Origin of the sequence: Sphingomonas sp. MS122 (assembly GCF_049532975.1) — a bacterium.
Taxonomy (GTDB): Bacteria; Pseudomonadota; Alphaproteobacteria; order Sphingomonadales; family Sphingomonadaceae; genus Sphingomonas.
The window spans coordinates 1,696,657-1,721,410 of sequence record NZ_CP186695.1 but is presented as its reverse complement, the minus strand read 5'-3'; the positions used below and the strand labels follow the sequence as shown (position 1 = coordinate 1,721,410).

Sequence of the window (24,754 nt, the reverse complement as noted above, 5' to 3'; positions counted from 1 at the left end):
AGACCCTATTGGAGGTTAACGAACGCGCCGCCGTCGACGAGCAAAGCGGCGCCGGTGACATAGGCGGCCATCTCGGAGGCGAGGAACACGATCGGGCCCGCCAGATCCTCGGACTCGCCGAGACGGCCGAGCGGGATGCGCGCGGTCATTCGGTCGCGCTTGTCCTGATCGGCGAGATCCTCCTTGTTGATCTCGGTCAGGATCGTGCCGGGCAGCACCGAGTTGCAGCGGATGCCGTGCTTGCCGAGCGCGATCGCGGCCGACTGCATCAGCGAGTGCACGCCCGCCTTGGTCGGGGTGTAGTGGGTCTGGAACTCGCCGCCGACCAGCGCCGAGATCGACGAGACCGCGACGATCGCCCCGCCCTCGCCCTGCTTCACCATCTGGTTCGCCGCCGCCTGAACCATGTAATAGGCGCCATGGAGGTTGACGCGGAAGGTGCGGTCGACCGTCTCGACCGGCATGTCGAGAAAGGCGTGGAATGGGCAGATGCCGGCGTTGGAGACCATCACGTCGACTCGGCCGAACGCCTCGACCGCCTTGCTGACGAAGTCGGTCGCGGTCTCCGGCAGCGCGACATCGCCCTTCACCGCCAGGCCCTTCCGCCCCAGCGCCTCGATCTCGGCGACGCACGACGCCGCCTTGTCGTCGCTCGAGGCATAGTTGATCGCGACGTTCGCGCCGTGCTGCGCGGCGCCGATCGCCGCCGCGCGGCCGATGCCGGTCGATCCGCCGGTGACCAGCACTGTCTTGCCTTCGAGAAGCTTCATTTCACGTCCTCGCCTAGGATCGAGCGGTCGATCGCCCCGATCCGGTTGACCCCGGTCAGCGTCATCGCGACCGTCATTTCCTTCGTAATCAGCTCGAGCAGCCTGGCCACGCCCGCCTCGCCCTGCGCCGCCAGCGCATAGACCCACGCGCGCCCGAGCAGCACGCCCTGCGCGCCCAGCGCCAGCATGCGCACCACGTCGAGCCCGTTGCGCACGCCGCTATCGGCGAGCACGGTGAGCTGGTCGCCGACCGCGTCCGCGATCGCCGGCAGCGCGCGCGCGCTCGACAAGACGCCGTCGAGCTGGCGCCCGCCATGGTTGGAGACGACGATGCCGTCGGCGCCGATCGCCGCCGCCTCGCGCGCATCCTCGGGATCAAGAATGCCCTTGATGATCAGCGGGCCGTCCCAGGCTTCGCGGATCCATTCGAGGTCCTTCCACTGGATCGACGGATCGAAATTGGCGCCGAGCCAGCCCATATAGTCGTTGAGCCCGCTGTCCTTGCCCAGCACCGGCAGCAGGTTGCCGAGCATGTGCGGCCGGCCCCACAACCCGACGTCCCACGACCAGCCCGGCTTGCCCATCGCCTGCAGCACGCGGCGCACCGCGGCGTTGGGTCCGGACATGCCCGAATGCGCGTCACGATAGCGCGCGCCCGGCACCGGCATGTCGACGGTGAAGACGAGCGCCGCCGCGCCCGCCGCCTTGGCCCGCGCGATCAGGTCCTTCATGAACGCGCGGTCGCGCAGCACATAGAGCTGGAACCAGAAGGGGTCGGCCGCCTGCGCCACTTCCTCGATCGAGCAGATCGATACGGTCGACAGGCACGCCGGGATCCCCGCCGCCCTGGCCGCGCGCGCCGCCTGCAGCTCACCGCGCCGCGCATACATGCCGCTGATCCCGACCGGGCCGAGCGCCACGGGCAGCGCGACCTCGCGCCCGAACCAGCTGGTCCTGAGGTCGATGCTGGCGACGTCCTTGAGCACGCGCTGGCGCAGTGCGATGCCGGCGAGATCGCTCACGTTGCGGCGCAACGTCTCCTCGGCATAGGCGCCGCCGTCCGCGTAATCGAACAGGAAACGCGGCAACCGCCGCCGCGCCGCCTCGCGGAAATCGTTGGCGGAAGAGATGATCACTGGGCGCCCTTTCCGGCGGCGAGCTCGTTCAGATATTCCTCGAGGTTGCTGTAGCCGTCCTTGTTGCGGTCCGCAGCCCCGTCAGCCCGCGCAGGGTCGAGCCCGCGAGCGCGCTCCCACATGTCGGGCATGCCGTCCTGGTCGCCATCGACGGGCGCAGTGCCCGGGCGCAGCGCGGGCCAGCCGCCGTCCTCCGCCTCCTTGTCGATGATCCGCCCGGTCTTGTTGCGCACGCCGGCCACGATCTTGAGGTCGATCGCGTCGCGCACCAGCGACGCGCCGGCGCCCGCGAGCACGCGCTCGAACGCGCGCGGCGCCGGATCGGCCGCGACCGCCCCGACATCGAGCGGCGCGTCGAGCCAATAGCCCGCGGGGATGTTGCCCTTGACCAGCGTCTTCTGGTCGGCCGGGATCGCGCCGTTCATGCTGTTGCCCGACCACCAGGCGCGCGCGAGCTGGTTCTGCTCTTCGAACGCGAAATTGCCCTTGCTGTCGGGCCCGGCGACATAGGCGTTGTCGATGAAGTTGTACTGGGCGTGAGTCGACACGTCGTAATTGTATCCCGAGCGGTCCTTGCCCCAATTGTAGAAGACGTTGGAGCGGAACTCGAACAGCCCGCCCTTGTCGTCCTCGCTCGGCAGCGAGTAGTTGCCCGGCCGCGGCATGCGGTCGAGATGGTTGGCCCAGAGATTGTGGTGCCAGCTGATCTTCGCGCCCTTCGCCGCGCGGATCAGGCTGCCGAAGCCATGCTCGCCCTTGTCGTGGTTCGACTTGCGCAGCGAATTGGCGATGATCGACCATTGCACGGTCAGGTCCCACACCCCGTCGCCCGGCTTGTCGTAATGGGTCGAGGCCGACAGCGTCTCGTCGATCGACCAGCTCGCCGAGACATGATCGAGGATGATCCGCCGTCCCTTGGTGACGGTGATCGCGTCCTGCTGCGTGCCCGAGGCGGCGCCGAGCCGCGAGCGGATATAGCGCACCACCACGTCGTTCGCGGCGATGTTGAGCGAACGGTCGCGGATCGTGATGCCGTCGCCCGGCGCGGTCTGGCCGGCGATGGTCAGCCGTCCGTGGGTGACGACGATGTCGGTCTTGAGCGCGATCGTGCCCGAGACGTTGAACACCACGGTGCGCGGCAGCCCCGCCTCGAGCGCGGCGCGCAGGCTGCCGGACCCTGAGTCGTTCAAGTTGGTGACCGCGATCACCCGCCCGCCGCGGCCGCCTTCCGAAAAGCGCCCGGCGCCCTCGGCGCCCGGAAAGGCGAGCTGCTGCGCCGCGGCGGACGAAGCCGCCGCTGCCAGCATCGCCGCGATGACCGCCCCACGCAGCATCAGAAGGAGGTGAACAAGGCTTCACGCGCAAGGCGCAGCGCGGTCACCGCGTCGTGCCGGTCCTGCGCGTCCTGCATCGCCTCGAAATCGAGCTTGTCGAGCGCGCGCTCGATGCCCTTCAGGAAGCTGATCGCGCCGTTCGCCACCGCCACGCTGTCCTCGCGGAACGGGAACTGGTCGAGCTGCCACACGCCCTCCCATTTGTTCTTGCGCAGCGTGTAGAAGAATTCGAACAGCTCGATCGGGTGGACCGACCCGGCCATCAGATCGTCGTCCCAGCCGCGGAAATTGTCGTTCACGTCCATGCCGAACAGGCGCCCGTGATCGATCGCGAGCTGCGCCGAATCCGCCGGGCTCTCGCCGCCATAGAGCGCATGGCCGAAATCGAGCAGGATGCCGACATTGGGCAGCCCCATCCGCTCGATCCCGAGCAATGTGCGCGACACGCTGTCATAGCTCATGTGGCAGCGCGGCTCGCGCGGCTTGTACTCGATAACGAACTTGAGATCGGGGTTCTGGCTGGCGAGCTCGCCGATCCCCTCGACACTCATCTGCCACAGCTTCCTGTGGTCGACCTGGAACGGATAGTCCCAGCCATCCTGCCCCGGCCACAGCTTCACATAGTCCGCGCCGAACCGCCGCACGACATTGGCCGCGTCGTTGCACATCTCGTTGGCGAGGCGGCGGATGCCCGGATCGGGGTTGGTGAAGGCGCCCTTGGCGAACTGGCGCGTGTAGATCTCGGGCGTGATGCCGATCACCGAGAGATTGTTGCGCTTGAGCGCCTCGTCGACCGTGTCGAGCGACAAGCTCGGATCGACGAAGGGATAGTTGATGTCGACCACCGACAGGTCGTCGACCTGCCCGGCGAGATCGATCATCTCGATCAGCGAACGCGCGGGGCCATAGCCGTCGGTCGCATAGCGATCGACGAAGGTCGCGAAGTGCCAGATGCCGGCGCCGTATTTCTGGTTGCTCATGGTTCGATCCTCATCCCGGGGTTGGCAGGCGCGGCACGGGGTGCGCGCCGAAAAGCTTCAGGCGACCAGCACCTCCACGCCCGCCGCCTCGATCGCGGCGCGGTCCTCGTCGCGGATGCCGCTGTCGGTCACCAGCAGATGCACCAGCTCGATCCCGCCCAGCGCGGTGAAGGAGCGCAGGCCGATCTTGCTCGAATCGGCGACGAGGATGACCTTCTCCGCCGCCTCGATCATCGCGCGCTTGACCGGGATGTCGGACAACGCCGGATAGGTGAGCCCCGCCTCGAGATCGAGCGCCGCGGTCGCCAGGAACAGTTTCTGCACGAACAGCCCGCGGAAATAGTCGGCTGAGCGGTCGCCCGACAGCGACAGCGTCGGCGCCTTGAAATGACCGCCGGTCATATGGACCTCGAACCCGGGCTCGGCGCCGAGCATGAGCGCGATGTTGAGCGCGTTGGTGATCACGGTCATGTCGCGCCGGCCAGTGAGCTGCGCCGCGACCTCGGTCGTGGTCGAGCCCGAATCGAGGATGATCGTCTCGCCGTCCCCGACCAGCGCTGCCGCTGTGCGGCCGATGCGCTGCTTGGCCTCCATGTTCTCATGGTGCTGAAGCGCCATCGCGCGCACCTGCTGAGTCACCGATTTGAGGAACGCGCCGCCATGCTCGCGCACGATATGGCCGTCGGCCTCGAGCTTCTCGAGGTCCTGGCGCACCGTCACCTCGGACACCCCGAACGCCTCGGCCAGGCTGCGCACGCGCGCGCTGCCTTCCTCCTGGAGCCATTCGAGGATCTTGCTGCGGCGGGCCTCACCGAGCATCCGGGCGCGTCGCTCGCCGCTCACGATCTCGACATTCCCGCTCCTGGATTCCCTGTGGTTGACGCCGCTGGAGACCATGCCGGCGCAGCCTTCTCCTAGCGCCGGCTTTGATATCTTGTCAATTTCGAGCCCGTCCGATAACAAACGAAAATAATCGAAACTTCGAATGATATCCATATAATATGACTATTATTGCGTTTGGTTTCAACATCCGCTATCGGGCGGTCAGGAGAGGCGAATGAGTTCAGTCAGGCTGGAGAGTCGCGACGCCGCAGCGCGTACGCTGGAGGTGCGTGCGGCGTACGTCCGCGAACGCGCCAACTGGATGCGGCGTCGCCTCCTCCGCATGATCGTCGACGCTGGCCAGGGTCACCCCGGCGGCGATCTTTCGTCCGCAGACGTGCTTGCCGCGCTCTATTTCGATATTCTTCGAATTGACGGGTCCTCCCCTGCCGCCCCGGACCGCGACCGTTTCGTCATGAGCAAAGGTCATTGCACCGGTGCCCTGTACACGGCGCTGGCCGGGGCGGGCTTCTTTCCGGAAGCGGAGCTCGACACCTATCTGAAGCCCGAATCGCGGCTCAACGGCCATCCCAACCGCACCTATCTGCCCGGCGTCGAGACCAATACCGGCCCGCTCGGCCACGGCCTGCCGGTCGCGGTCGGCATCGCCGTCGCGGCGCAGATCGACGAGGCGGACTATCGCGTCTTCGCGCTCACCGGCGACGGCGAGCTGCAGGAAGGCAGCATGTGGGAAGCGGCGATGTTCGCCGGCCATCGGGCCTTGAGCAACCTCACCGTGATCGTCGACCGCAACCGCCTGCAGCAGGGCGCGAAGACCGAGGACACCAACAGCCTCGAGCCGCTCGCCGACAAATGGCGCGCGTTCGGCTGGGAGGTCGTCGGCGTCGACGGCCATGACCATGCCGCCCTGCTCGAGACCTTCGACCGCGCCGCGGAGCCGCGCAGCAAGCCGCTGGTGATCATCGCCGACACCCACAAGGGCCAAGGCGTCAGCTTCATGCGGGATCAGGCCGGCTGGCACCACGGCGTGCCCAATGCCGAACAATACGCTCAGGCCATTGCCGAGCTCGAAGCGGAGATGGACAAGTGAAGGACGTCGCAGCCACCGGCATGTTCGACTGCCGCGACGCCTATGTCCGCACGGTCGAGGAGCTTGCCGCCAATGACGACCGCATCGTCGCGGTGGTCAACGACTCGGTCGGCTCGTCCAAGCTCGGCAAGTTCCGCGAGCGCTTCCCCGATCGCCTGATCAATGTCGGCATCGCCGAGCAGAACATGGTCGGCGTCGGCGCCGGCCTGGCGAACGGCGGCAAGATCCCGTTCGTCAGCGGCGCCGGCTGTTTCCTCACCGCGCGCGCGATGGAGCAGATCAAGGTCGACTGCGCGTACAGCCAGCAGAATGTGAAGCTGTGCGGCATCTCCTCGGGCGTCGCCTATGGCGAGCTCGGCGCGACGCATCACAGCATCGAGGACGTCGCCTGGCTGCGCGCGATCGACAAGCTCACCGTGATCGTCCCGGCCGACCCGTGGGAGACCGCCGAGGCGATCAGGGCGGCCGCCGCGCATGACGGCCCGGTCTATATCAAGATCAGCCGCATGCCGGTGCCCGAGCTCGCGCGCCCCGAAGGCGCCGCCTTCGCGATCGGCAAGGGCGAAGTGCTGCGCGAGGGCGGCGACATCGCCATCGTCGCCACCGGCACGCTGGTCCATCGCGCGCTCGCCGCCGCCGAAGCGCTGGCGGGCGAGGGCGTCGCCGCGCGCGTGATCAACATGGCGACCGTCTCGCCGCTCGACACCGATCTGGTCGCTTCCGCAGCACAGACCGGGGCGATCGTCACCGCCGAGGAAGGACTTGCGCAAGGCGGCCTCGGCGGCGCGATCGCCGAATATTGCGCGCAGCATTCGCCCGTCCGGATGCGCATGCTCGGCTTCCCCGGTTTCCTGCCGACCGGTTCGGCATCATGGCTGATGGAGCGCTTCGGCCTCACCGCCGAAGGCATTGCCGCCGCCACGCGCGAGCTGCTGGGGGCGAAGGCCGGCTGATGTCCGATCCGGTCATCCTCGCCATCGACCAGGGCACGACCAACACCAAGGCGCTGCTCGTCGCGCCCGATGGCACGGTGCTGGCGTCGCGCTCGCGGCCGATGCAGGTGACCTATCCGCAGCCGGGCTGGGCCGAGCAGTCGGCATCGGACATCTGGGAAGCGGCCGCCGCATTGATCGCCGAGCTCGTCGCCGCGGCGCCGGACAGCGCGATCGCCGCGCTCGCCATCTCCAACCAGCGCGAGACGGTGGTGCTGTGGGAGGCCGCGACGGGCCGCCCGCTCGCCCCCGCCGTGATCTGGCAATGCGCGCGATCGGCCGAGCGCTGCGCCGCACTGCGCGCCGCTGGGCTGCAAGACGCGATCGTCGCGCGCAGCGGTCTCGGCATCGATCCGCTCTTCCCCGCCGCCAAGATCGCCTGGCTGCTCGAACTCGATCCCCGGGGCGCGCGGCCGCGCGGCCGCGGGCGAGATCAAGGCCGGCACGATCGACAGCTGGCTGCTGTGGAACCTCACCGGGGGGCGGGTCCATGCGACCGACCACAGCAACGCCTCGCGCACCCAGCTGTTCAACCTCCACACGCTCGACTGGGATCCGGAGCTCGCGCGCATCTTCGACGTGCCGCTCGCCATCCTGCCGCGCATCGCGCCGTCGGACAGCGGCTTCGGCGCGGTCGCGCCCGGCCTGACCGCGCTGCCCGCGGGCACGCCGGTCCAAGTGCTGCTCGGCGACAGCCACGCCGCGTTGTTCGCGCACGGCATCCATGCGCCGGGCCGGGTCAAGGCGACGATCGGCACCGGCAGCTCGCTGATGGCCGCGACCGAAGGCCGCGTGCGTTCGTCGCACGGCCTTTCCAGCACGATCGCATGGAGCCGCGCCAGGGGCGGCACGCAGCATGCGATCGAGGGCAACATCTCGGTCTCCGGCCATGCCGCGGCCTTCGCCACGGCGCTGCTTGGTCTGCCTGACGAGCAGGCGCTCACCGATCTCGCGGCCGGTGTCGAGAGCAGCGAAGGCGTGGTCTTCGTCCCCGCGCTGGCCGGGCTCGGCGCGCCGCACTGGCAGACCGGCGCGCGCGGCACGCTCAGCGGCATGACGCTCGCCACCCGCCCGGCGCATGTCGCCCGCGCCACGCTCGAGGCGATCGCGCTGCAGATCGGCGACGTGCTCGACGCGATCGCCGCGGATCTCGGCATCGACTTGCCCGAGCTGTCGATCGACGGCGGCGCGGCGCGCAATCCGCTGCTGGCGCAGCTCCTCGCCGACCTGACCGGCCGTGCCATCGCCCGGCCCGAGATCGCCGAGGCCAGCGCGCTCGGCGTCGCCCGCATGGCGGCCGAAGCGCTCGGCCTCGCCGGCACCAGCACAGCGACCGCCGCCGACCGCTTCGAACCGCAGCTCGCGCCGGACGCGCGCGACGCGATCCGCAACAACTGGCGCGAGAGGGTGGCCGACGTGGTCGCCCGGGCCAACCGGCCATGACCGAATAACGAGAGAGAGGCGGCAAACGCCCATGGACTGGGGCCTGACCCAGGGCCCGATCAGAACAACACAAGGGAAGGAGTGGGGAAATGAAAGTTGCAATCAAGTCATCGCGCACCGGACTGCTGCTGTGCGGCGCGAGCGCGCTCACCCTGTTCGCCGCGACCGCGGCGCAGGCACAGGACGCCGCACCCGTCGCGCAGGAAGCGCCCGAGGCCGAGCAGGAAGTCGTCGTCACCGGCAGCCGCATCGCCTCGCCCGCGCTGACCTCGCCCAGCCCGCTGCAGGTCGTCACCGCCGAGGCGCTCGAGAATCAGGGCGTCGTCAACGTGCAGGAGGCGCTGCAGCAGAACCCTGCCGTCGGCATTCCGGGCCAGAGCCGCACCACCAACGGCGCGAGCACCAATCCGGGTCTCGCCACGGTCAACCTGCGCAACCTCGGCGCCGATCGCACGCTGGTGCTGATCGACGGCCGCCGCTCGGTCGCGGGCGTGCCCGGCACCGCGCAGGTCGACCTGTCGATGATCCCGACCCCGTTCATCGAGCGCGTCGACGTGCTCACCGGCGGCGCCTCGGCCGTCTATGGGTCGGACGCCGTCGCGGGCGTGGTCAACTTCATCTACAAGAAGAAGTACGAAGGGATTCAGCTCAACGTCCAGGGCGGCATCTCGGAACGGGGCGATGACCGCCAGTTCGTCGCCAACGCCACCTATGGCGCCAATTTCGGCGACGGCCGCGGCAACATCATGGTCTATGGCGGCTACGTCAACGAAGGCGTGGTCAAGAATGACGGCCGCGACTTCGCGCGCTACGACTATACCAGCCTCGGCACCACGCAGCGCGTCGCGGGCAACAACGACGCCAACCTGACCGCCGCGCAGAACCTGTTCACACCGTTCTACAACCCGTCGAACGTCGGTCCGGGCGGCGTCTTCGTGATCGGCGGCCAGACCAACCGCATCATCAATCCCGACGGCACCTTCCGCGCCTACAACGCGGCGACGGACGGCTATAACCGCGAACAGTACAAGCTGCTCGCCGCACCGTCGGAGCGCTACACCTTCGCGGCGCGCGTCAACTATGACGTGACCGACGACATCAACCTCTTCTCCGAGGTCACCTACACCAACGTCCTCACCAAGGGGCGCATGGAAGCCTCGCCGATGCGCACCGACAGCGCGCTCGGCGCCTTCCCGGGCAATGGCGGCTTCTATCCGATCGAGTTCCTGGTCGCGAACCCGACCAACCCGGCGGACGTGCGCCGCCTGGCCAACCCGCTGGTGCCGGCCGCGGTCTTCGCCGCGGCGACCAACCGCAACGCCAACGATGCGATCAGCTCGAAGGATCTGAGCTTCCTGCTGCGCACGACGGTGTTCGACGACGGCACGCGCACCATTCCCACCGAGCGCGACAATTTCCGCGTGGTGCTCGGCGGGACGATGGACCTCGGCAGCAGCTGGAAGCTCGACGCCTATTACCAATATGGCTTCACCAAGCAGAACCAGTCGATGAGCGGCCTGGCGAACCTCTACAACCTCGCCGAGGCGCTGCAGGCGATCCCCGACGTCTACGACTATGACAATGACGGCAACCGCGGCGAGGCGGTGTGCGTCAATGCGAGCGCTCGGGCGCAGGGCTGCGTGCCGATCGACGTCTATGGCCTGAACGCCAACGGCACGTCGAAGATCTCGCCCGAGGCGATCAAGTACATCAAGACGAGCATGAGCCGCTATTCCAAGCAGCAGATGCACGTCGCGGCGGCGAACCTCACCGGCACGCTGTTCCAGCTTCCCGCCGGTCCGCTCCAGGTCGCGGTCGGCGCCGAGTATCGCAAGGAGGAAAGCCGCGACATCTTCGATCCGCTGACCAACCAGGCGCGGAACGGCTATGTCCAGCTCACCGACACCGCGGGCAAGTTCGACGTCAAGGAAGCCTATGGCGAGATCGTCGTGCCGATCCTGTCCGAGACTCCCTTCTTCCACAACCTGACGCTGCGCGCCGCGGGGCGCATGTCCGACTATTCGACGGTCGGCACCTTCTATGCCTGGAACGTGGGCGGCGAATGGTCGCCGATCGAGGATATCCGCCTCCGCGCGGTCTATGCGCATGCGACTCGCGCGCCCAATATCGGCGAGCTGTTCGCCGCGCCGGCCGCAGGCATCATCTCGATCACCGATCCGTGCCAGGGCATCACCCTCACCACCACGGGTACGCTCGCGGAGAATTGCCGCGCGGTTCCGGGCATTCTCGCCAACATCCAGGCGAACGGATCGTTCACCCTGACGCAGGCGGATCTCGCGGGCGTCGGCGGCATCTCCGCCAACAACCCGGACATCCAGGAGGAGACCGGCAAGACGCTGACGATCGGCGCGGTGATCAACCCGCGCTCGATCCACGCGCTGCGCAACCTGACGATCACCGTCGACTATTTCGACATCAAGCTGGAGAACGCGATCAGCCGCGTGTCCGCCGCGACGGTGCTCAACAAATGCTATCGCGAGGGGCTGGACGAGTTCTGCCAGTTCGTCACCCGCCGCGCCGGCGCGTCGGGCGCGTACAGCACCGGTTCGGTCGAGCAGGTGGTGCGCGCGCTGGTCAACAGCGGCGGTTCGTTCAGCCGCGGGCTCGATTTCACGCTGAACTACCGCCACGAGGTTGCGGGCGGCACGGCGAGCCTCTCGGCCGCGTGGACGCACCTGCTCAAGAACGGCTTCCGCGCGCTGACCGGCGATCCCTATGACAATACCAAGGGCGAGCTGGGCACGCCGGAGGATGCGGTGACGGCCGGCGTCGGCTGGGAGAACGACAAGTTCGGCTTCAACGTCAGCGCCGAATATATCGCGCCGCAGGTCCTCGACTATGAGAACTTCCAGACGCTCTATCGCCTGGCGGACGGATCGGTGCCCGACGAAAAATATTTCCGCATCGGCTCGAAGATCTACACCGACATGCAGGTCCGCTACACCGGGATCGAGCATTTCGAATTCTATCTCGGCGTCAAGAACCTGTTCGATGTCGAGCGTCCGCCGGTGTGGGGCGGCCTGCCGGGCAATGTGAACGGCGTGTACGACGTGATCGGCCGCCGCTTCTACACCGGCGCACGCATCAAATTCTGACGAGGCACCCCTTGGACAGGGGAGGCACGCCGCCTCCCCTGTCGCTCTGTATCCAGGCTTACGCTGAGGCCGCAGCGCAGACATAACGGCCAAGCCACACCAATCCGGGAGAGACGGACATGACCACCGCAGCCGACCGGGAGGACTGGAAGAACACCATCCTCGCCGGACTCGCCAATTACATCGATGCAGGCTCGATCGTCGCCGGCGCCGCCGCGCTGGCGCTGTGGGTCGAGGCCTATCATCTCAGCACCGACCTGGTCGGGATGATCGGTGCGTTCGGCCCCAACGCGATCGCCGCCGGCATCGGCGCGCTGATCGGCGGGCGGTTGTGCGACCTGTTCGGCCGCAAGAAGATCTACCAGTACGACATGCTGTTCTACGCGTTCGGCATGCTGTGGCTGGTCTTCGCGATGAACGCGTGGATGGTGGTGATCGGCTTCTTCCTCGTCGGCCTTGCGGTCGGCGCCGACATCCCCGCCTCCTGGTCGCTGATCGCCGAGATGGCGCCCGATGACAAGCGCGGCAAGCATAGCGGCGTCGCGCAGGTGCTGTGGTATCTCGGCCCGGTCGTCGTGCTGCTGCTGTTTCTCCTGCTCGAGCCGCTCGGCATGCTCGGCGCGCGCATCGTCTTCGCGCATCTCGCGATCCTCGCCATCGCGCTCACCTTCCTGCGCTCGCGCATGCATGAATCGCAGCGCTGGGTCGAAGCGCAGGCGAGCGGGGAGACCGAGAAGCGCGGCCGCTGGCAGGACCTGTTCACCCGCCAGCACATCGGATCGATGGCGTTCCTCGCCGGCATGTACCTGTTCTGGAACCTGTGGGCCGGCACGAACGGCTTCTTCTTCCCGTACATCCTGCGCACCGTCGGCGACCAGAGCCAGGCGATGTCGGTGGCGATCCAGGCGCTGTCGTTCCTGCTCGGCATGGCCTCGATCTTCTTCATCTTCATGAAGCTCGCCGACAAGGTGAACCAGCGGCTGCTGTTCGGCATCTCGGCGATCACGCAGGTCATCGGCATGGCGCTGCTCGCGCTGTTCCCGCTCACCCTGCCGATCGCGATCATCCACGTCTTCCTGATGTCGGTCGGCGGCGGCTTCGGCGCGCAGAGCTTCTTCCAGCTGTGGAGCTCGGAGATGTTCCCGACCGCGCTGCGCGCCACCGCACAGGGGGTGATGTTCGCGATCGTGCGCATCGCGCTCGGCGTGTTCAGCTTCTTCGTGCCGTGGCTCACCGCGACCGGCTTCACCACCCTCGCCTGGATCCTGGTCGGCTTCCTCGCGATCAGCGGCGTGATCGGCTTCGTCTGGGCGCCGCGCAACGAGGGCAAGTCGCTCGAGCAGCTCGAGGCGGAGCGCGCGGCATGAGCGTATCGCGGCGCCAGATGCTGAAGACCGGCCTGATCGCCGCCGGCGCCACCGCCGCCCCAGCCCTCGCGCAGGGCGATGGTCCGGTGCATACCGAACGCTGGGGCGTGCACGAGCTGGCGTTCGAAGGGCCCGCGACCGGCAACCCGTTCGTCGATGTCACCATCGCCGCGGTGTTCAAGGGCGCGGGCAAGACGATCCGCGTGCCGGGCTTCTACGACGGCAACGGCACCTACCGCATCCGCTTCAGCCCGCCCGAACTCGGCGTGTGGAGCTGGGAAACCGAGAGCAGCGCGAGCGAGATGGCGCACAAGCGCGGCCGCTTCGAATGCGTCGCGCCCGCCGCCGGCAATCATGGCCCGATCCGTGTGACCGAGGACGGCTATCACTTCGCTTATGCCGACGGCACGCCGTTCCGCCAGATCGGCACGACCTGCTACAGCTGGGCGCTCCAGTCCGACGCCAAGTGTGCGCAGACGCTGGAGACGCTCGGGACCGCGCCGTTCAACAAGATGCGGATGCTGGTCTTCCCCAACGTGGAGTCGGTCGCGACCAACCCGTTCGCGCGCACCGGCAAGGGTCCGCGCGACTGGGACGCGACGCGCTTCGACCCGGATTATTTCCGCCGCTACGAGGATCGCATCCAGCGCCTCGGCGCGCTCGGCATCGAGGCCGACGTCATCCTCTTCCACCCCTATGACGAGAAGCGCGGCTACAACGACATGAAGCGCGCCGACGACGAGCGCTACATCCGCTACGCCGCCGCGCGCTGGAGCGCGTACCGCAATGTCTGGTGGTCGATGGCCAACGAGTATGACGCGGTGAAGACGAAGACGATGGACGACTGGGACCATCTCTTCCAGGTCCTGGTCGCCGCCGATCCGCACGACCGGCTGCGCTCGATCCACCAGATCAACACCTATTACGACCATCGCAAGCCGTGGATCACCCATGCCAGCGTGCAGAACGGCGCGGCAGTGCTCGACGACCTGCGCGCCGAGCTGCACCGCGCGATGACGCTGAAGCCCGTGGTGTTCGACGAGGTCGTGTACGAGGGCAATTCGGACAAGCGCTGGGGCAATCTCGACGGCCAGGGGATGGTCGAGCGCTTCTGGTGGGGCCTGATCGGCGGCACCTATGTCGGCCACAGCGAAACCTACGACCCCAAGCAGAACCCCGATTATTCGTGGCTTGGTCAGGGCGGCGTGCTCAAGGGCATCAGCGCGCCGCGCCTCGCCTTCCTGCGCAAGATCATGGAGGAAGGCCCCACGCCCGGCATCGACCCGATCCAGCCGTGGTGGAACTATCACCTCGGCGGCAAGCCGCACGAATATTATCTCAAATATTTCGGGACGCAGGCGCCGGCCGAGTGGAAGGTCGTGCTGCCCGGCCGCCGCGGCGATCCCAAGAACGCCTTCCGCATCGACATCATCGACACCTGGAACATGACGATCACGCCGGTCGAAGGCGTGTTCCGCATGCAGCAGAAGGACGATTACGACGTGCACGATCCGGCGCGGCCGACAATCGCGCTGCCGGGTAAGCCCTATATCGCGATCCGGCTGGTTAGGGTCCAAACCCCATCGGGACGCGGAGCATGATGGCGGTCTGCAGGTTCGTGGATAGGAGCGGGGGCGAAGGCGGGCCGGTTGGCCCGTCTAGCCGCTACGACGCAGCCACGGGCCTGCAGACCGCCACCCCGAAGGGGCAGGGCGAAAAAGCCTCTCGGACTTCGTTGGCCGCTCGACAGGTAGACACCGCTACCTGCCTTCGCGACCGCCTCGCCGGGAAGCTTTTTCGCCTCTGTCATGTCCGCGTCCTGATCGGGTTTGGACCCTAAGGTCTGAGGTTTCACGAGACCCCCTCTCGGGGTGGCTAGACCTGCGGCTGCGGCGAACCCTCGCCGCAGCCGCTTTTTTGCGTAAGTGATCAATAGGTGAGGTTCGTGCCTCCTCCCCTCCCCTTGAGGGACAGGGCAATCGCATATGGCATTTTGGGTCCGGCGGCGGCGTCAGGGAATGCGATCGAGGCTTTCGCGGGCTGGAACTTTACACTGACTTTACACTATCGCGCATTCGTGCGGAGTTGACGAAGTTGACAGACTCAACAGGTTCGCGCGGCGGGTGATCCACGGTTCAAAGAGCGGCCGGGACATGGGCTCCGGCAGGGGGGCCCGGCGGCACAAGTGCAGCAGGCGAATTCCAACATTGCAAGGGGAAGAAGGTAGCTAGGATCGATCCGAGCGGTCCGCCCTACGCCACGAACACCCGCTTCGACGTGCAATTGTCCTCGACCAGATCCCAGTCGATGTCGATCCCCAGCCCCGGCCCCTCGGGCGCGTGGATGTTGCCCTCGGCGTCCATCAGGTCGCGCAGGCTCTGCTTCATCGGGAGCTGGAAGGTGTCCTCGGGCACGAACAGCTCGAAATATTCCGAATTGCGCACCGCGCAGGCGACATGGATGTTGGCCACGTCCATCGGCCCCATCGTCGTGGTGTGCAGCTCGCAGTTCATGCCGTGCGCTTCGGCGAGGTGGCAGACCTTGAGCGTGCCGGTGATGCCGCCCTTCCACGACACGTCGGCGCGGACCATGTCGAGCGCGTCGGCCTTGATCGCCTGCGCCACGCCCCAGGGACCGCCGCGCGTCGTCTCGGTGCCGACGATCGGAATATCGACCGCGGCCGCGAGCTTGGCATATTTGTCGAGCTCGTAATCGCGGAACGGCTCCTCGAACCAATAATAGTCCAGTTGCTCGAGGTGCCGCGCGACCTTGATCGCCTCGTGCAGCGAATATTCGGCGACCGGGTCGGTCATCAGCACCATCTCGGGCCCGACCGCGTCGCGCACCGCCTGGTGGATCGCCATGTCGAGCGCGCTCGGGCCGCAGGGATGCACCTTGTACGCCTTGAACCCGCGCTCCTTGTAGGCGAGCGCCTCGCGCACATAGGCGTCGATGTCGGGCAGCCACAGGCTTGAGGCATAGACCGGGAGGCTGGTGCGGTAGCTGCCCAGATACTGGTGCAGCGGCAGCCCGGCGGTGCGCGCCGCCGCGTCCCACAATGCCACGTCGATCGGGCCCGGCAGGAACACCGGGAAGAAGGCGCCGTGCCGGTCGATGTTCCAGAAATCCTGCCAGATGCGCTCGCGATCATGGATCGAGCGCCCCATGATCACCGGCGCGATCACGTCGCTGAGATAGGCGTCGGTCACCGCCGCCGAGCGCGCCGCCCAGAAGGTCGCGATCCCCTCGATCCCGTCCGAAGTGGTGATGCGCCCGACGCCATAGGCCCAGGGCATCGGCGCCGCGCCCTCGCGCTCTTCGTCGAACAGCCCCTTGGGCCGCTTGCACATCCAGGTCTCGAACTTCTCGATGCGCATCGCGGCGCCTCTCCTTGCAATCCAAAGCTGTCTTACAGGATAGGCGGCAGTGGTGCGACTGGCAAGCTCAAGCCGCGGCTTCGCCCGCGACGATCGGCGCCAGGATCTTGATCAGCGCATCGTCGAAATGCTGCGCCATGGCACCCGCCGCCGCGCCCGGATCGCGCGCCACCACCGCCGCGACGATATTCTCGTGAAGGTCCTGCACGCGCTTGAGCTCGGGGCTCGCCGACCAGCGCTCGATCCCCTCGAGCATCGATGCGGCGATGAGCTGGCGGAAGGCGTCGATCAGCAGCGTGTAGAGCGGATTGCCGGTCGCCCGCGCCAGCCGTGCATGAAGCTGCAGGTCGAGCTCGGCATAGCGCTTGGCGTTGCCGAGCTTGGTCGCCATCTCGCGCACGATCTTCTGCAGCTCGGCGGCGTCGGCTTCGCTGCGGCGCTCGGCGGCGAGCGCGACCATCGTGATCTCGATCCCGCGCCGCATCTCGAGGATGTTGCGGGTGTCGGCCTGGCCCGTCAGCAACGCGTTGCCGATCACGCGCGACAGCATCTCGCCGTCGACCGGGACGATCGTCGCGCGCTTGCCCACCGCCATCTCGACCAGGCCCGTCGCGGCGAGCGTGCGCATCGCCTCGCGCACCACCGGGCGGCTCACCCCCAGCGTCACGCTGATCGTGGTCTCGCTCGGCAGACGCGCGCCCGGACGCAGCCGCTCGTCGGCGACATGGCGGTAGATATAGTCGATGACGTGGTCGACGAGGCCGCTCGTCTTCGTACCGCCCGCCGCTTCGTCCACCTTCGTTCCCAATCCGATTCCCCTGTCGTCCCGCGCCTTGGTCGCGCATCCGCCGCGCTGCCGCGACGATGCCTTAGCAGAATCATGCTTGCCTTCGCCATGCAAACCGCTAGTAACCTGTCATACAGGATTTATGCGATCGAGCCGCCGCCAGGGCGCGCCGTTGAGGATGCGGATGACGACCACCATCGCCGAATCGGCCGAAGCGCGTGCCGCGTCCGCACCGCCGCGGGGCCGCTACCGCTGGATCGTCTGCGCGCTGCTCTTTGCCTCGACCACCATCTGCTATGTCGACCGCCAGATCTTCGGGCTCTTGAAGCCGACGCTGGACGCCGAGTTCGGCTGGTCCGAGACCGCCTATGGCGACATCATCGCCGCCTTCTCGCTGATGTACGCGTTCGGCTATCTGCTCGGCGGGCGGCTGATGGACCGGATCGGCGTGCGCGCCGGGCTCGGCATCGCGGTGTTCGGCTGGAGCCTCGCCGCCGCGGTGCATGGTCTCATGTCGAGCGTGCTCGGCTTCAAGATCGCGCGCGGCGCGCTCGGCCTCACCGAAGGCGGCAACTTCCCCGCCTCGATCAAGGCGGTGCGTGAGTGGTTCCCGCCGCAGGAGCGCGCCTTCGCCACCGGCATCTTCAACGCGGGCAGCAACATCGGCGCGATCGTCACCCCGCTCTCGCTGCCCTTCATCGTCGCGCTGGTCGGCTGGCGCGCCGCCTTCCTGATCGCGGGCGGCCTGGGCCTGATCTGGCTGGTGCTGTGGCTGCGTTTCTACGAGCTCCCCGAGCGCCAGCAGCGCCTCTCCGCCGAGGAGCTCGCCTATATCAGGCAAGGCGACGACGCCCCCGCCGAGCCGGTCAAGTGGCTGTCGCTGCTGCGCTATCGCGGGACCTGGGCCTATGTCGTCGGCATGCTGATGACCAGCCCGGTGTGGTGGTTCTACCTGAACTGGGTCCCCGGCTTCCTGCACGACCGCTTCGGCATCGACATGATGGGCTCGATCGGGCCGCTGGTGGCGATCTACCTGATCGCGGACATCGGCAGCATCGCCGGCGGCTGGCTGTCGTCGCGGATGATCAGGGGCGGCATGCGCCCGGTGCCGGCGCGGCTCGCGACGATGCTGCTGATGGCGCTGTGCCCGATCCCGGTCGCGTTCATCGCCGGCGTCTCGAGCCTGTGGCCCGCGGTGATGCTGATCGCACTTGCGGCGGCCGGGCACCAGGGCATGTCGGCCAATCTCTACACGCTCGCCTCGGACACCGTACCCTCGCGCGGGGTCAGTTCGGTGATCGGCATCGGCGGTTTCGCGGCGGGAATCATGGGCATGTTCGTCGCAATGGCGGTCGGCCGCATCCTCGACGCCACCGGCGAGAATTACGCTCTCCTCTTCCTCGCCGCCGCGCTCGCCTACCCGCTCGCCGTGCTGGCGATGGCGCTGATCCTGCGCCGACCGCGCGCCGCAACCGCATCCACCCCGGAGCCATGATGACCGACAACGAAATCTTCGAGCTGTTTCGTGCCGAGCTGTACACCCCCGCCGTCGGCGACATCCTCGACACGCTGGGCTGCGTCCACCAGTTCCTGCCGCAGCCGATCCAGCCCATGCTCACCGAGATGAAGCTGATCGGCCGCGCGATGCCGGTGCTGATGATCGACGTCTATGGCCCACAGGCACAACCCTTCGGCAAGTTGACCGAGGCGCTCGACCAGCTTCAGCCGGGCGACATCTACCTCGCCAGCGGGGGCGAGATGCGCTGTGCCTATTGGGGCGAGATCCTGACGGCCACCGCCCGCGCCCGCGGCGCCAATGGCGCGGTGGTCAACGGCTTTCACCGCGACACGCCGCAGATCCTGTCGCAGCACTGGCCGGTGTTCAGCCGCGGCCGTTTCGCGCAGGATTCAGGCGTGCGCACGCAGGTGGTCGATTATCGCTGCCCGATCGAGGTCGGGCCGGTTACCGTGCAGCCGGGCGACCTGGTGTTCGGCGACCTCGACGGGGTCGTCGTCATTCCCCGTGCGCATGAGGCCGAAGTGATCGAACGCGCGCTGGAGAAGGTGCGCGGCGAGAAGCTGGTGCGCAAGGAGATCGAGGCGGGCATGTCGAGCACCCGGGCCTTCGCCAAATACGGAATCCTGTGAGCTGGAAATGACCACCGCGTTCCGCATCCACCCCGGCGACAACGTCGCGACCTTGCTCGGTGACGGCACGGACAGCGTGACCGTCATCGGCGAAGGCGAGGTCGCGCTCAACGAGGCGATCGCGCTCGGGCACAAGATGGCGGTGGCCGACATCGCCGCTGGCGAGGCGGTGGTGAAGTTCGGCATCCCGATCGGCCATGCCGCCGTCGCGATCCGCAAGGGCGACTGGGTGCATCTCCATAATTGCGCCAGCCGCTTCGACGAGCGCTCGGGCGGCTTCGACGTCGTCACCGGCGCGGCCAAGGATATGGCCTATGATTGAGACGTTCGATCGCCAGTGGACCGGCTGGCTCCGCCCCGATGGGCGCAAGGGCATCCGCAACCTTGTCCTCGTCATCTACACCGTGCAGTGCGCCGCGCACGTCGCGCACGCCATCGCCGCGGGCGAGGAGGACGTACAGGTCATCGGCTTCCCTGGCTGCTACGACAACCAGTACGCGATCCGGCTGGTGCTCAGCCTCGCGCGGCATCCCAATGTCGGCGCGGTGCTCTCGGTCGGGCTCGGCTGCGAATATACCCAGCCGGCGAAGATCGCCGAGGCGGTGGAGAAGAGCGGGCGCCCGGCCGCGTCCTTCTTCATCCAGGACGTTGGCGGCACGCGTTCCTCGACCGACAAGGGCAAGGCGATCGTCCGCGAGCTGCGTGACCGCATCCGGCGCGAGACGCCGCGCGTGCCGATGGGCTTTGCCGACCTGACGCTCGGCGCCGAATGCGGCGGTTCCGACGGCACCAGCGGCCTCGTCGGCAACCCCGCGGTGGGGCGGCTGTTCGACCGCGTGGTCGATGCCGGCGGCTCGGCGATCGTCGAGGAGATCGTCGAGATGATCGGGCTCGAGGACATCATCGTCGCCCGCGCCGCCGACGATCGTGCCCGCATCGAACTCGCCGCAGCCTATGCCAAGGCCGAACGTTATTGCCGCGAGGTGCGGCAATATTCGGTGTCGCCGGGCAATTTCGCGGGCGGGCTGACGACGATCGAAGAGAAGAGCATGGGCGCCTTCGCCAAGAGCGGATCGCGCCCGATCCAGGGCGTGATCAAGGTCGGCGAGACCCCGCCCTGGCCGGGCCTATGGGTGATGGATTCGATTCCCGACCCGCATTTCATGCAGTTCGGCTACACCAACCCCAACGACACCGAGGGGATCATGGACCTGATCTCGGGCGGCAGCCAGATCGTGCTGTTCGTCACCGGCCGCGGCAGCGTGATCGGATCGCCGATCGCGCCGCTGGTCAAGGTCACCGGCAACAGCCGCACCTATGCCCGGATGGAGGAGGACATGGACTTCGACGCGGGCCGCGTGCTGGCGGGCGAGCTCAGCCTCGACCAATGCGCGGACGAGCTCGGTGCGATGGTCGCCGATGTCGCGAGCGGCCAACCAAGCAAGCCCGAAGCGCTCGGGCATCGGGAGTATTTCGTGATGTACAAGCACCAGGACACGCCGGATCTCGATCGGGGATGCCGCAGTGCCGCTTGATCCGGCCCAGGCGTTCCGCCTCGACGGCGAAGTCGCGCTGATCACCGGCGGCGGCAGCGGCCTTGGCCTCGGCATGGCGAGGGCGATGCACGCAGCCGGCGCCAAGGTCGTGCTGGTCGGACGGCGTCCCGACATGATCGAGGCCGCCGCGGCGGAGCTGGGCGAGGGCGCCTATTGGGAGGCGGCCGACGTCACCGCGTTCGACACGATGCCGGCGATGCTCGAGCGGGTGCGGGACAAGATGGGCGAAATCACCATCCTCGCCAACAATGCCGGGCACAATTTCAAGAAGCTGGCGGTCGATACCAGCGTCGAGGATTTCGCCGGCATGCTCGACACGCATGTCCTCGCCGCGCACAATCTGACGCGGCTGGTGCTGCCGGCGATGCTCGACGCGAAACACGGCAGCATCCTGTTCACCGCGTCGATGACCTCGCTGCTCGGCATGCCGCAGGTGATCGCCTATTCGGCCGCCAAATCGGCCTATGTCGGCATGGTCCGAGCGCTGGCGACCGAGGTTTCGAGCCAGGGCGTGCGGGTCAATGCGATCGCGCCGGGCTGGATCGAATCGCCGATGCTGCGGAAAGCGCTGGACGGCGATCCGGCGCGCTCGAACCGCATCCTTCAGCGCACCCCGATGGGACGCTTCGGCGAAGCCGAGGATATCGGGCTGGCCGCGGTCTATCTCTGTTCGCCCGCCGCGCGCTTCGTCACCGGCGTCCTGCTGCCCGTCGACGGTGGCGCTTCCCAGGGGTTCTGATTCACGATGATCGATACGATGCCGCTGTCGCTGCACCCCGACCGCCTGTTCCCCGCCGACCCCGAGACCCGCGCCATCGCGCGGGAGCTGTACGCTTCGGTCAAGGACCTGCCGATCGTCAGCCCGCACGGCCATACCGACCCGTCCTGGTTCGCGAGCGACGAGCCCTTCGCCAACCCGGCGGCGCTGTTCATCATCCCCGACCATTACATCTTCCGCATGCTCTACTCGCAGGGCGTGCCGCTCGAGGAGCTGGGCGTGCCGCGGATCGACGGCGGCTGGACCGAGAGCGATCCCCGGAAGATCTGGCACCGCTTCGCCGAGAATTTCCACCTGCTGCGCGGTACGCCGAGCCGGATGTGGCTCGACCACGCGTTCCACGCGATCCTCGGCATCACCGAGCGGCTGTCGCCCGCCAATGCCGATCGCATCTACGACCAGATCGACGCCAAGCTGAAGACCGAGGAATTCCGCCCGCGCGCGCTGTTCGAGCGGTTCGGGATCGAGCTGCTCGCGACCACCGAGGATCCGCTCGACGACCTGCGCCACCACCGCGCGATCGCGGCAAGCGGATGGAGCGGCCGCGTCGTCACCGCCTTCCGCCCCGACAACGTCACCGATCCGGAGCATCCGCGCTTCCGCGAGGCACTGCCCGAGCTGGGGCGGATCACCGGCGAGGACGTGACGACGTGGGACGGCTATCTCGCCGCGCTGCGCAACCGGCGACGCTACTTCATCGAGCATGGCGGCTGCACCTCGACCGACCATGGCCACCCGACCGCGCATACCGAGAATCTGCCGCAGGAAGCGGCGGCTTCGCTGTTCGGCCGCATCGTCCGCGGCGAGGGCGACGCTCAGGACGCCGAACGCTTCCGCGGCCAGATGCTGACCGAGATGGCGCGGATGAGCCTGGACGACGGACTGGTCATGCAGATCCATCCGGGTGCGCTGCGCAGCCAGAACCCGGCGGTGACCAACGTGTTCGGCGAGGCCAAGGGCGACGACTGGCCGTCCCGGACCGAATACGTCAATGCGCTCAAGCCCTTGCTCAACGCCTATGGCAATGAGCGCGACCTCACGATCATCCTGTTCACGCTCGACGAGAGCAACTACGCGCGGGAGATCGCGCCGCTGGCGGGCCATTACCCGGCGCTGCGGATCGGGCCGGCCTGGTGGTTCCACGACAGCCCCGAGGGGATGCGCCGCTTCCGCGAGCAGGTGACCGAGACCGGCGGCTTCTACAACACGGTCGGCTTCAACGACGACACGCGCGCCTTCCTGTCGATCCCCTCCCGGCACGACATGAGCCGGCGGGTGGACTGCTCGTTCCTCGCCCGCCTCGTCGCCGAGCACCGGCTGGAGCAGGACGAGGCGTTCGCGGTGGCGCAGGACCTGGCGTATAATCTGGTGCGGCAGGCCTATCGGCTCTGACGGGTATCGCGATACCGGAAAGTCACAAGAGTCACACTGCCACGCGTGCGCGCGGGAGCGTGTGGTTCGGCCCGAGCTGACGATGAGAAAGAGCCGGGCGAGGCTCGCGACTCAATTCCAACATTGCAAGCCCGCGCCATCGTCACCCGGCCTTGTGCCGGGGTCCACCGGGCGGCGAGCGATGTGCTTGAGGTTCAACGGCACTGCGTACGGCGAAGTGGACCCAGCACGAGGCCGGGGTGACGATTAGGATTAGCCGGCGAGGCTAGGTCACGATCTCGCCCGGCTGACCGTTCACGCGGACATTCTCCATCCGGATATTGCGGGTGTTCCGCGCGATCAGCTTCTGGCGCTCGCCCGGGTCGGTCAGCCGCACGTCGATGTCCTTGAGCAGGAAGTCCGAGATCGCCGTGGTCGGGTTGCCCGAGATGTTGCCGAACCGGCGCGTGGTGCCGGTCACGTCCTCGATCACCACGTCGCGGATGATCGAGCCGGGCATGCGCGGCTCGACCTTGGTGCCGTGCACCAGCCGGGCGTTGACGATCAGCCCGACCGCGGGATCGTCGGCGCCGAAATTGGGCTTGCCGTAACCGTAGAAGACTTCGCGATTGTGCCAGTCGGTGCCATAGGGCGTCGGCGCCTCGGCGAGGCGCACGCCCTTGACGCGCAGCTTCTCATAGACCTGCCCCGGCGTGTCGGGACGTACCTTGAAGCGGATCGTCGGGATGTCGCCGAGATTGGTGATCCGCTCGACGCGCACGTCGCGCACGATCGTCGCATTGCTGCCATAGGTGACGCAGCCCAGGCCATGCTCGAACACGCAGTCATGGATGTGGATGCGCTCGACCGGAGGCGCTTCCTTGTAGTCCGCCGCGCCTGGCCCCTGCGTGCCCTTGAGTGCGATGCAGTCGTCGTCGACCGAGAAATGGCAGCGGCGCACGACGATGTCCTGGCAGCTGTCGAGGTCGATCGCATCCGAGCTCGGCGCGCGGATCTTGTGCGGCACCTCGAACCGGCAATCCTCCACCACCGAGCGGCGGCAGCGGTACATGTGCAGATTCCAGAAGGCGGGATCCTTGAAGGTCACGCCGCTGACCAGCACGTCGTCGCAATCCTCGATCGAGCAGAGCTGGGGGAAATGGTACTGGACCTTGACGCCCTTCACGCTCTCCTCGGGCGCATTGAAGAACATCCGCCAGAAGGGATCGCCGCCGCCATCGATCGTGCCGGGGCCCAGGATGCGCAGGCCATGATTGTGCTGCGCGTTGATCAGGCCCAGGCGCAGCGCCTCCGGAAACGCCTCGACGAAGCGGCGCAGCACCAGCGGATAATCGGAGAGCTTGGGCGAGCCGCGCAGCACGGCGCCCTTGCGCAGCTCGAGCCCGACGCCAGGCTTGAGCCAGATCGACCCGCTGACGAACACGCCCGCCGGGACCGCGATCATCCCGCCGCCTTCCCTGGCGCAGGCGTCGATCGCCTGCTGGATCGCCTTGGTATTGATCGTCCTGCCGTCGCCGACGGCACCGTGGCTGCGAATGTCGATGGTGCGCCGGCGGGCGAACGCCGGGACCGCGGGCAACGCGAGCATCGCCGCGGCGGGCGCCCGGACCAGAAGGCTGCGGCGTGTGGTCATGTCGTCCTTTCC

General features: G+C 67.5%; 20 protein-coding genes and 1 pseudogene. 13 read left to right on the top strand and 8 right to left on the bottom strand.

The features are described 5' to 3' along the window. Nucleotides 1-5: 5 nt before the first annotated feature. Genes ACO227_RS08270 through ACO227_RS08250 form a run of 5 tightly spaced genes read right to left on the bottom strand, consistent with a single transcriptional unit; the run spans nt 6 to nt 5,117 of the window. Nucleotides 6-770, bottom strand: coding sequence for an SDR family NAD(P)-dependent oxidoreductase (locus ACO227_RS08270; RefSeq protein WP_423606788.1), 765 nt, complete (start codon nt 768-770; stop codon nt 6-8). Beyond that, a complete protein-coding gene (gene lldD, locus ACO227_RS08265) occupies nt 767-1,906 on the bottom strand; it encodes an FMN-dependent L-lactate dehydrogenase LldD (RefSeq protein ID WP_423606786.1) in 1,140 nt (379 codons plus the stop codon). Before lldD ends, ACO227_RS08270 begins: the two co-directional genes overlap by 4 nt. Next, nucleotides 1,903-3,240, bottom strand: a complete 1,338-nt coding sequence (locus ACO227_RS08260) for a pectate lyase family protein (protein WP_423606784.1) — start codon at nt 3,238-3,240, stop codon at nt 1,903-1,905. Before ACO227_RS08260 ends, lldD begins: the two co-directional genes overlap by 4 nt. Beyond that, a complete protein-coding gene (locus tag ACO227_RS08255; protein ID WP_423606783.1) occupies nt 3,240-4,220 on the bottom strand; it encodes a TIM barrel protein in 981 nt (326 codons plus the stop codon). Before ACO227_RS08255 ends, ACO227_RS08260 begins: the two co-directional genes overlap by 1 nt. A gap of 57 nt (nt 4,221-4,277) precedes the next feature. Further along, a complete protein-coding gene (locus ACO227_RS08250; RefSeq protein ID WP_423606781.1) occupies nt 4,278-5,117 on the bottom strand; it encodes a DeoR/GlpR family DNA-binding transcription regulator in 840 nt (279 codons plus the stop codon). A 160-nt stretch (nt 5,118-5,277) separates the two neighbouring features. Here ACO227_RS08250 and ACO227_RS08245 point away from each other — a divergent pair, with 160 nt between their 5' ends. From ACO227_RS08245 to ACO227_RS08215, 7 genes and pseudogenes are all read left to right on the top strand, one after another. Further along, nucleotides 5,278-6,153 (top strand): transketolase, encoded by an 876-nt coding sequence (locus ACO227_RS08245; RefSeq protein WP_423606780.1) that lies wholly within the window; start codon nt 5,278-5,280, stop codon nt 6,151-6,153. Further along, nucleotides 6,150-7,106 (top strand): transketolase family protein, encoded by a 957-nt coding sequence (locus tag ACO227_RS08240; RefSeq protein WP_423606778.1) that lies wholly within the window; start codon nt 6,150-6,152, stop codon nt 7,104-7,106. The genes ACO227_RS08245 and ACO227_RS08240 overlap by 4 nt, the downstream gene beginning before the upstream one ends. Beyond that, a pseudogene (locus tag ACO227_RS08235) lies at nt 7,025-7,486 on the top strand (FGGY family carbohydrate kinase); the annotation flags it as partial. The gene ACO227_RS08240 and the pseudogene ACO227_RS08235, both read left to right, overlap by 82 nt. Continuing rightward, nucleotides 7,452-8,588: an FGGY family carbohydrate kinase gene (locus tag ACO227_RS08230; RefSeq protein ID WP_423607307.1), complete on the top strand. Its 1,137-nt coding sequence runs from the start codon at nt 7,452-7,454 to the stop codon at nt 8,586-8,588. The pseudogene ACO227_RS08235 and the gene ACO227_RS08230, both read left to right, overlap by 35 nt. 89 nt (nt 8,589-8,677) lie before the next feature. Beyond that, nucleotides 8,678-11,704 carry a TonB-dependent receptor plug domain-containing protein gene (locus ACO227_RS08225; protein WP_423606776.1) on the top strand — a complete coding sequence of 1,009 codons (3,027 nt, stop codon included), beginning with the start codon at nt 8,678-8,680 and terminating at the stop codon, nt 11,702-11,704. A gap of 119 nt (nt 11,705-11,823) precedes the next feature. Next, complete coding sequence (locus tag ACO227_RS08220; protein WP_423606774.1) at nt 11,824-13,071, top strand: MFS transporter; 1,248 nt, start codon at nt 11,824-11,826, stop codon at nt 13,069-13,071. Beyond that, on the top strand, nt 13,068-14,672 hold the full coding sequence (locus ACO227_RS08215) for a DUF5060 domain-containing protein (protein WP_423606773.1): 1,605 nt from the start codon (nt 13,068-13,070) through the stop codon (nt 14,670-14,672). Before ACO227_RS08220 ends, ACO227_RS08215 begins: the two co-directional genes overlap by 4 nt. Nucleotides 14,673-15,323: 651 nt before the next feature. Here the strand turns inward: ACO227_RS08215 and ACO227_RS08210 are convergent. Then, on the bottom strand, nt 15,324-16,448 hold the full coding sequence (locus tag ACO227_RS08210) for an enolase C-terminal domain-like protein (RefSeq protein WP_423606771.1): 1,125 nt from the start codon (nt 16,446-16,448) through the stop codon (nt 15,324-15,326). Nucleotides 16,449-16,515: 67 nt separating this feature from the next. Next, entirely contained in the window at nt 16,516-17,256 is a 741-nt protein-coding gene (locus ACO227_RS08205; protein ID WP_423606770.1) for a FadR/GntR family transcriptional regulator, read from the bottom strand. A 163-nt stretch (nt 17,257-17,419) separates the two neighbouring features. On the opposite strand from ACO227_RS08205, the gene ACO227_RS08200 reads away from it, so the two are divergent. From ACO227_RS08200 to uxaC, 6 genes are read left to right on the top strand one after another with little or no spacing between them, the layout of a single operon-like run. Then, nucleotides 17,420-18,730 carry an MFS transporter gene (locus ACO227_RS08200; RefSeq protein WP_423606769.1) on the top strand — a complete coding sequence of 437 codons (1,311 nt, stop codon included), beginning with the start codon at nt 17,420-17,422 and terminating at the stop codon, nt 18,728-18,730. Further along, nucleotides 18,730-19,383, top strand: a complete 654-nt coding sequence (locus ACO227_RS08195; RefSeq protein ID WP_423606768.1) for an RraA family protein — start codon at nt 18,730-18,732, stop codon at nt 19,381-19,383. The genes ACO227_RS08200 and ACO227_RS08195 overlap by 1 nt, the downstream gene beginning before the upstream one ends. Nucleotides 19,384-19,390: 7 nt before the next feature. Beyond that, nucleotides 19,391-19,705 carry a UxaA family hydrolase gene (locus tag ACO227_RS08190; RefSeq protein ID WP_423606767.1) on the top strand — a complete coding sequence of 105 codons (315 nt, stop codon included), beginning with the start codon at nt 19,391-19,393 and terminating at the stop codon, nt 19,703-19,705. Further along, nucleotides 19,698-20,918 (top strand): UxaA family hydrolase, encoded by a 1,221-nt coding sequence (locus tag ACO227_RS08185; RefSeq protein WP_423606766.1) that lies wholly within the window; start codon nt 19,698-19,700, stop codon nt 20,916-20,918. The genes ACO227_RS08190 and ACO227_RS08185 overlap by 8 nt, the downstream gene beginning before the upstream one ends. After that, the gene (locus ACO227_RS08180; RefSeq protein WP_423606765.1) at nt 20,908-21,678 is read left to right on the top strand and encodes an SDR family NAD(P)-dependent oxidoreductase; all 771 of its coding nucleotides are present in this window, start codon (nt 20,908-20,910) and stop codon (nt 21,676-21,678) included. The genes ACO227_RS08185 and ACO227_RS08180 overlap by 11 nt, the downstream gene beginning before the upstream one ends. Nucleotides 21,679-21,684: 6 nt before the next feature. Beyond that, nucleotides 21,685-23,109, top strand: a complete 1,425-nt coding sequence (uxaC, locus tag ACO227_RS08175; RefSeq protein ID WP_423606764.1) for a glucuronate isomerase — start codon at nt 21,685-21,687, stop codon at nt 23,107-23,109. 265 nt (nt 23,110-23,374) lie between these two features. Here uxaC and ACO227_RS08170 read toward each other — a convergent pair whose 3' ends face one another. Then, the gene (locus ACO227_RS08170; RefSeq protein WP_423606762.1) at nt 23,375-24,742 is read right to left on the bottom strand and encodes a glycoside hydrolase family 28 protein; all 1,368 of its coding nucleotides are present in this window, start codon (nt 24,740-24,742) and stop codon (nt 23,375-23,377) included. Nucleotides 24,743-24,754 lie beyond the last annotated feature (12 nt).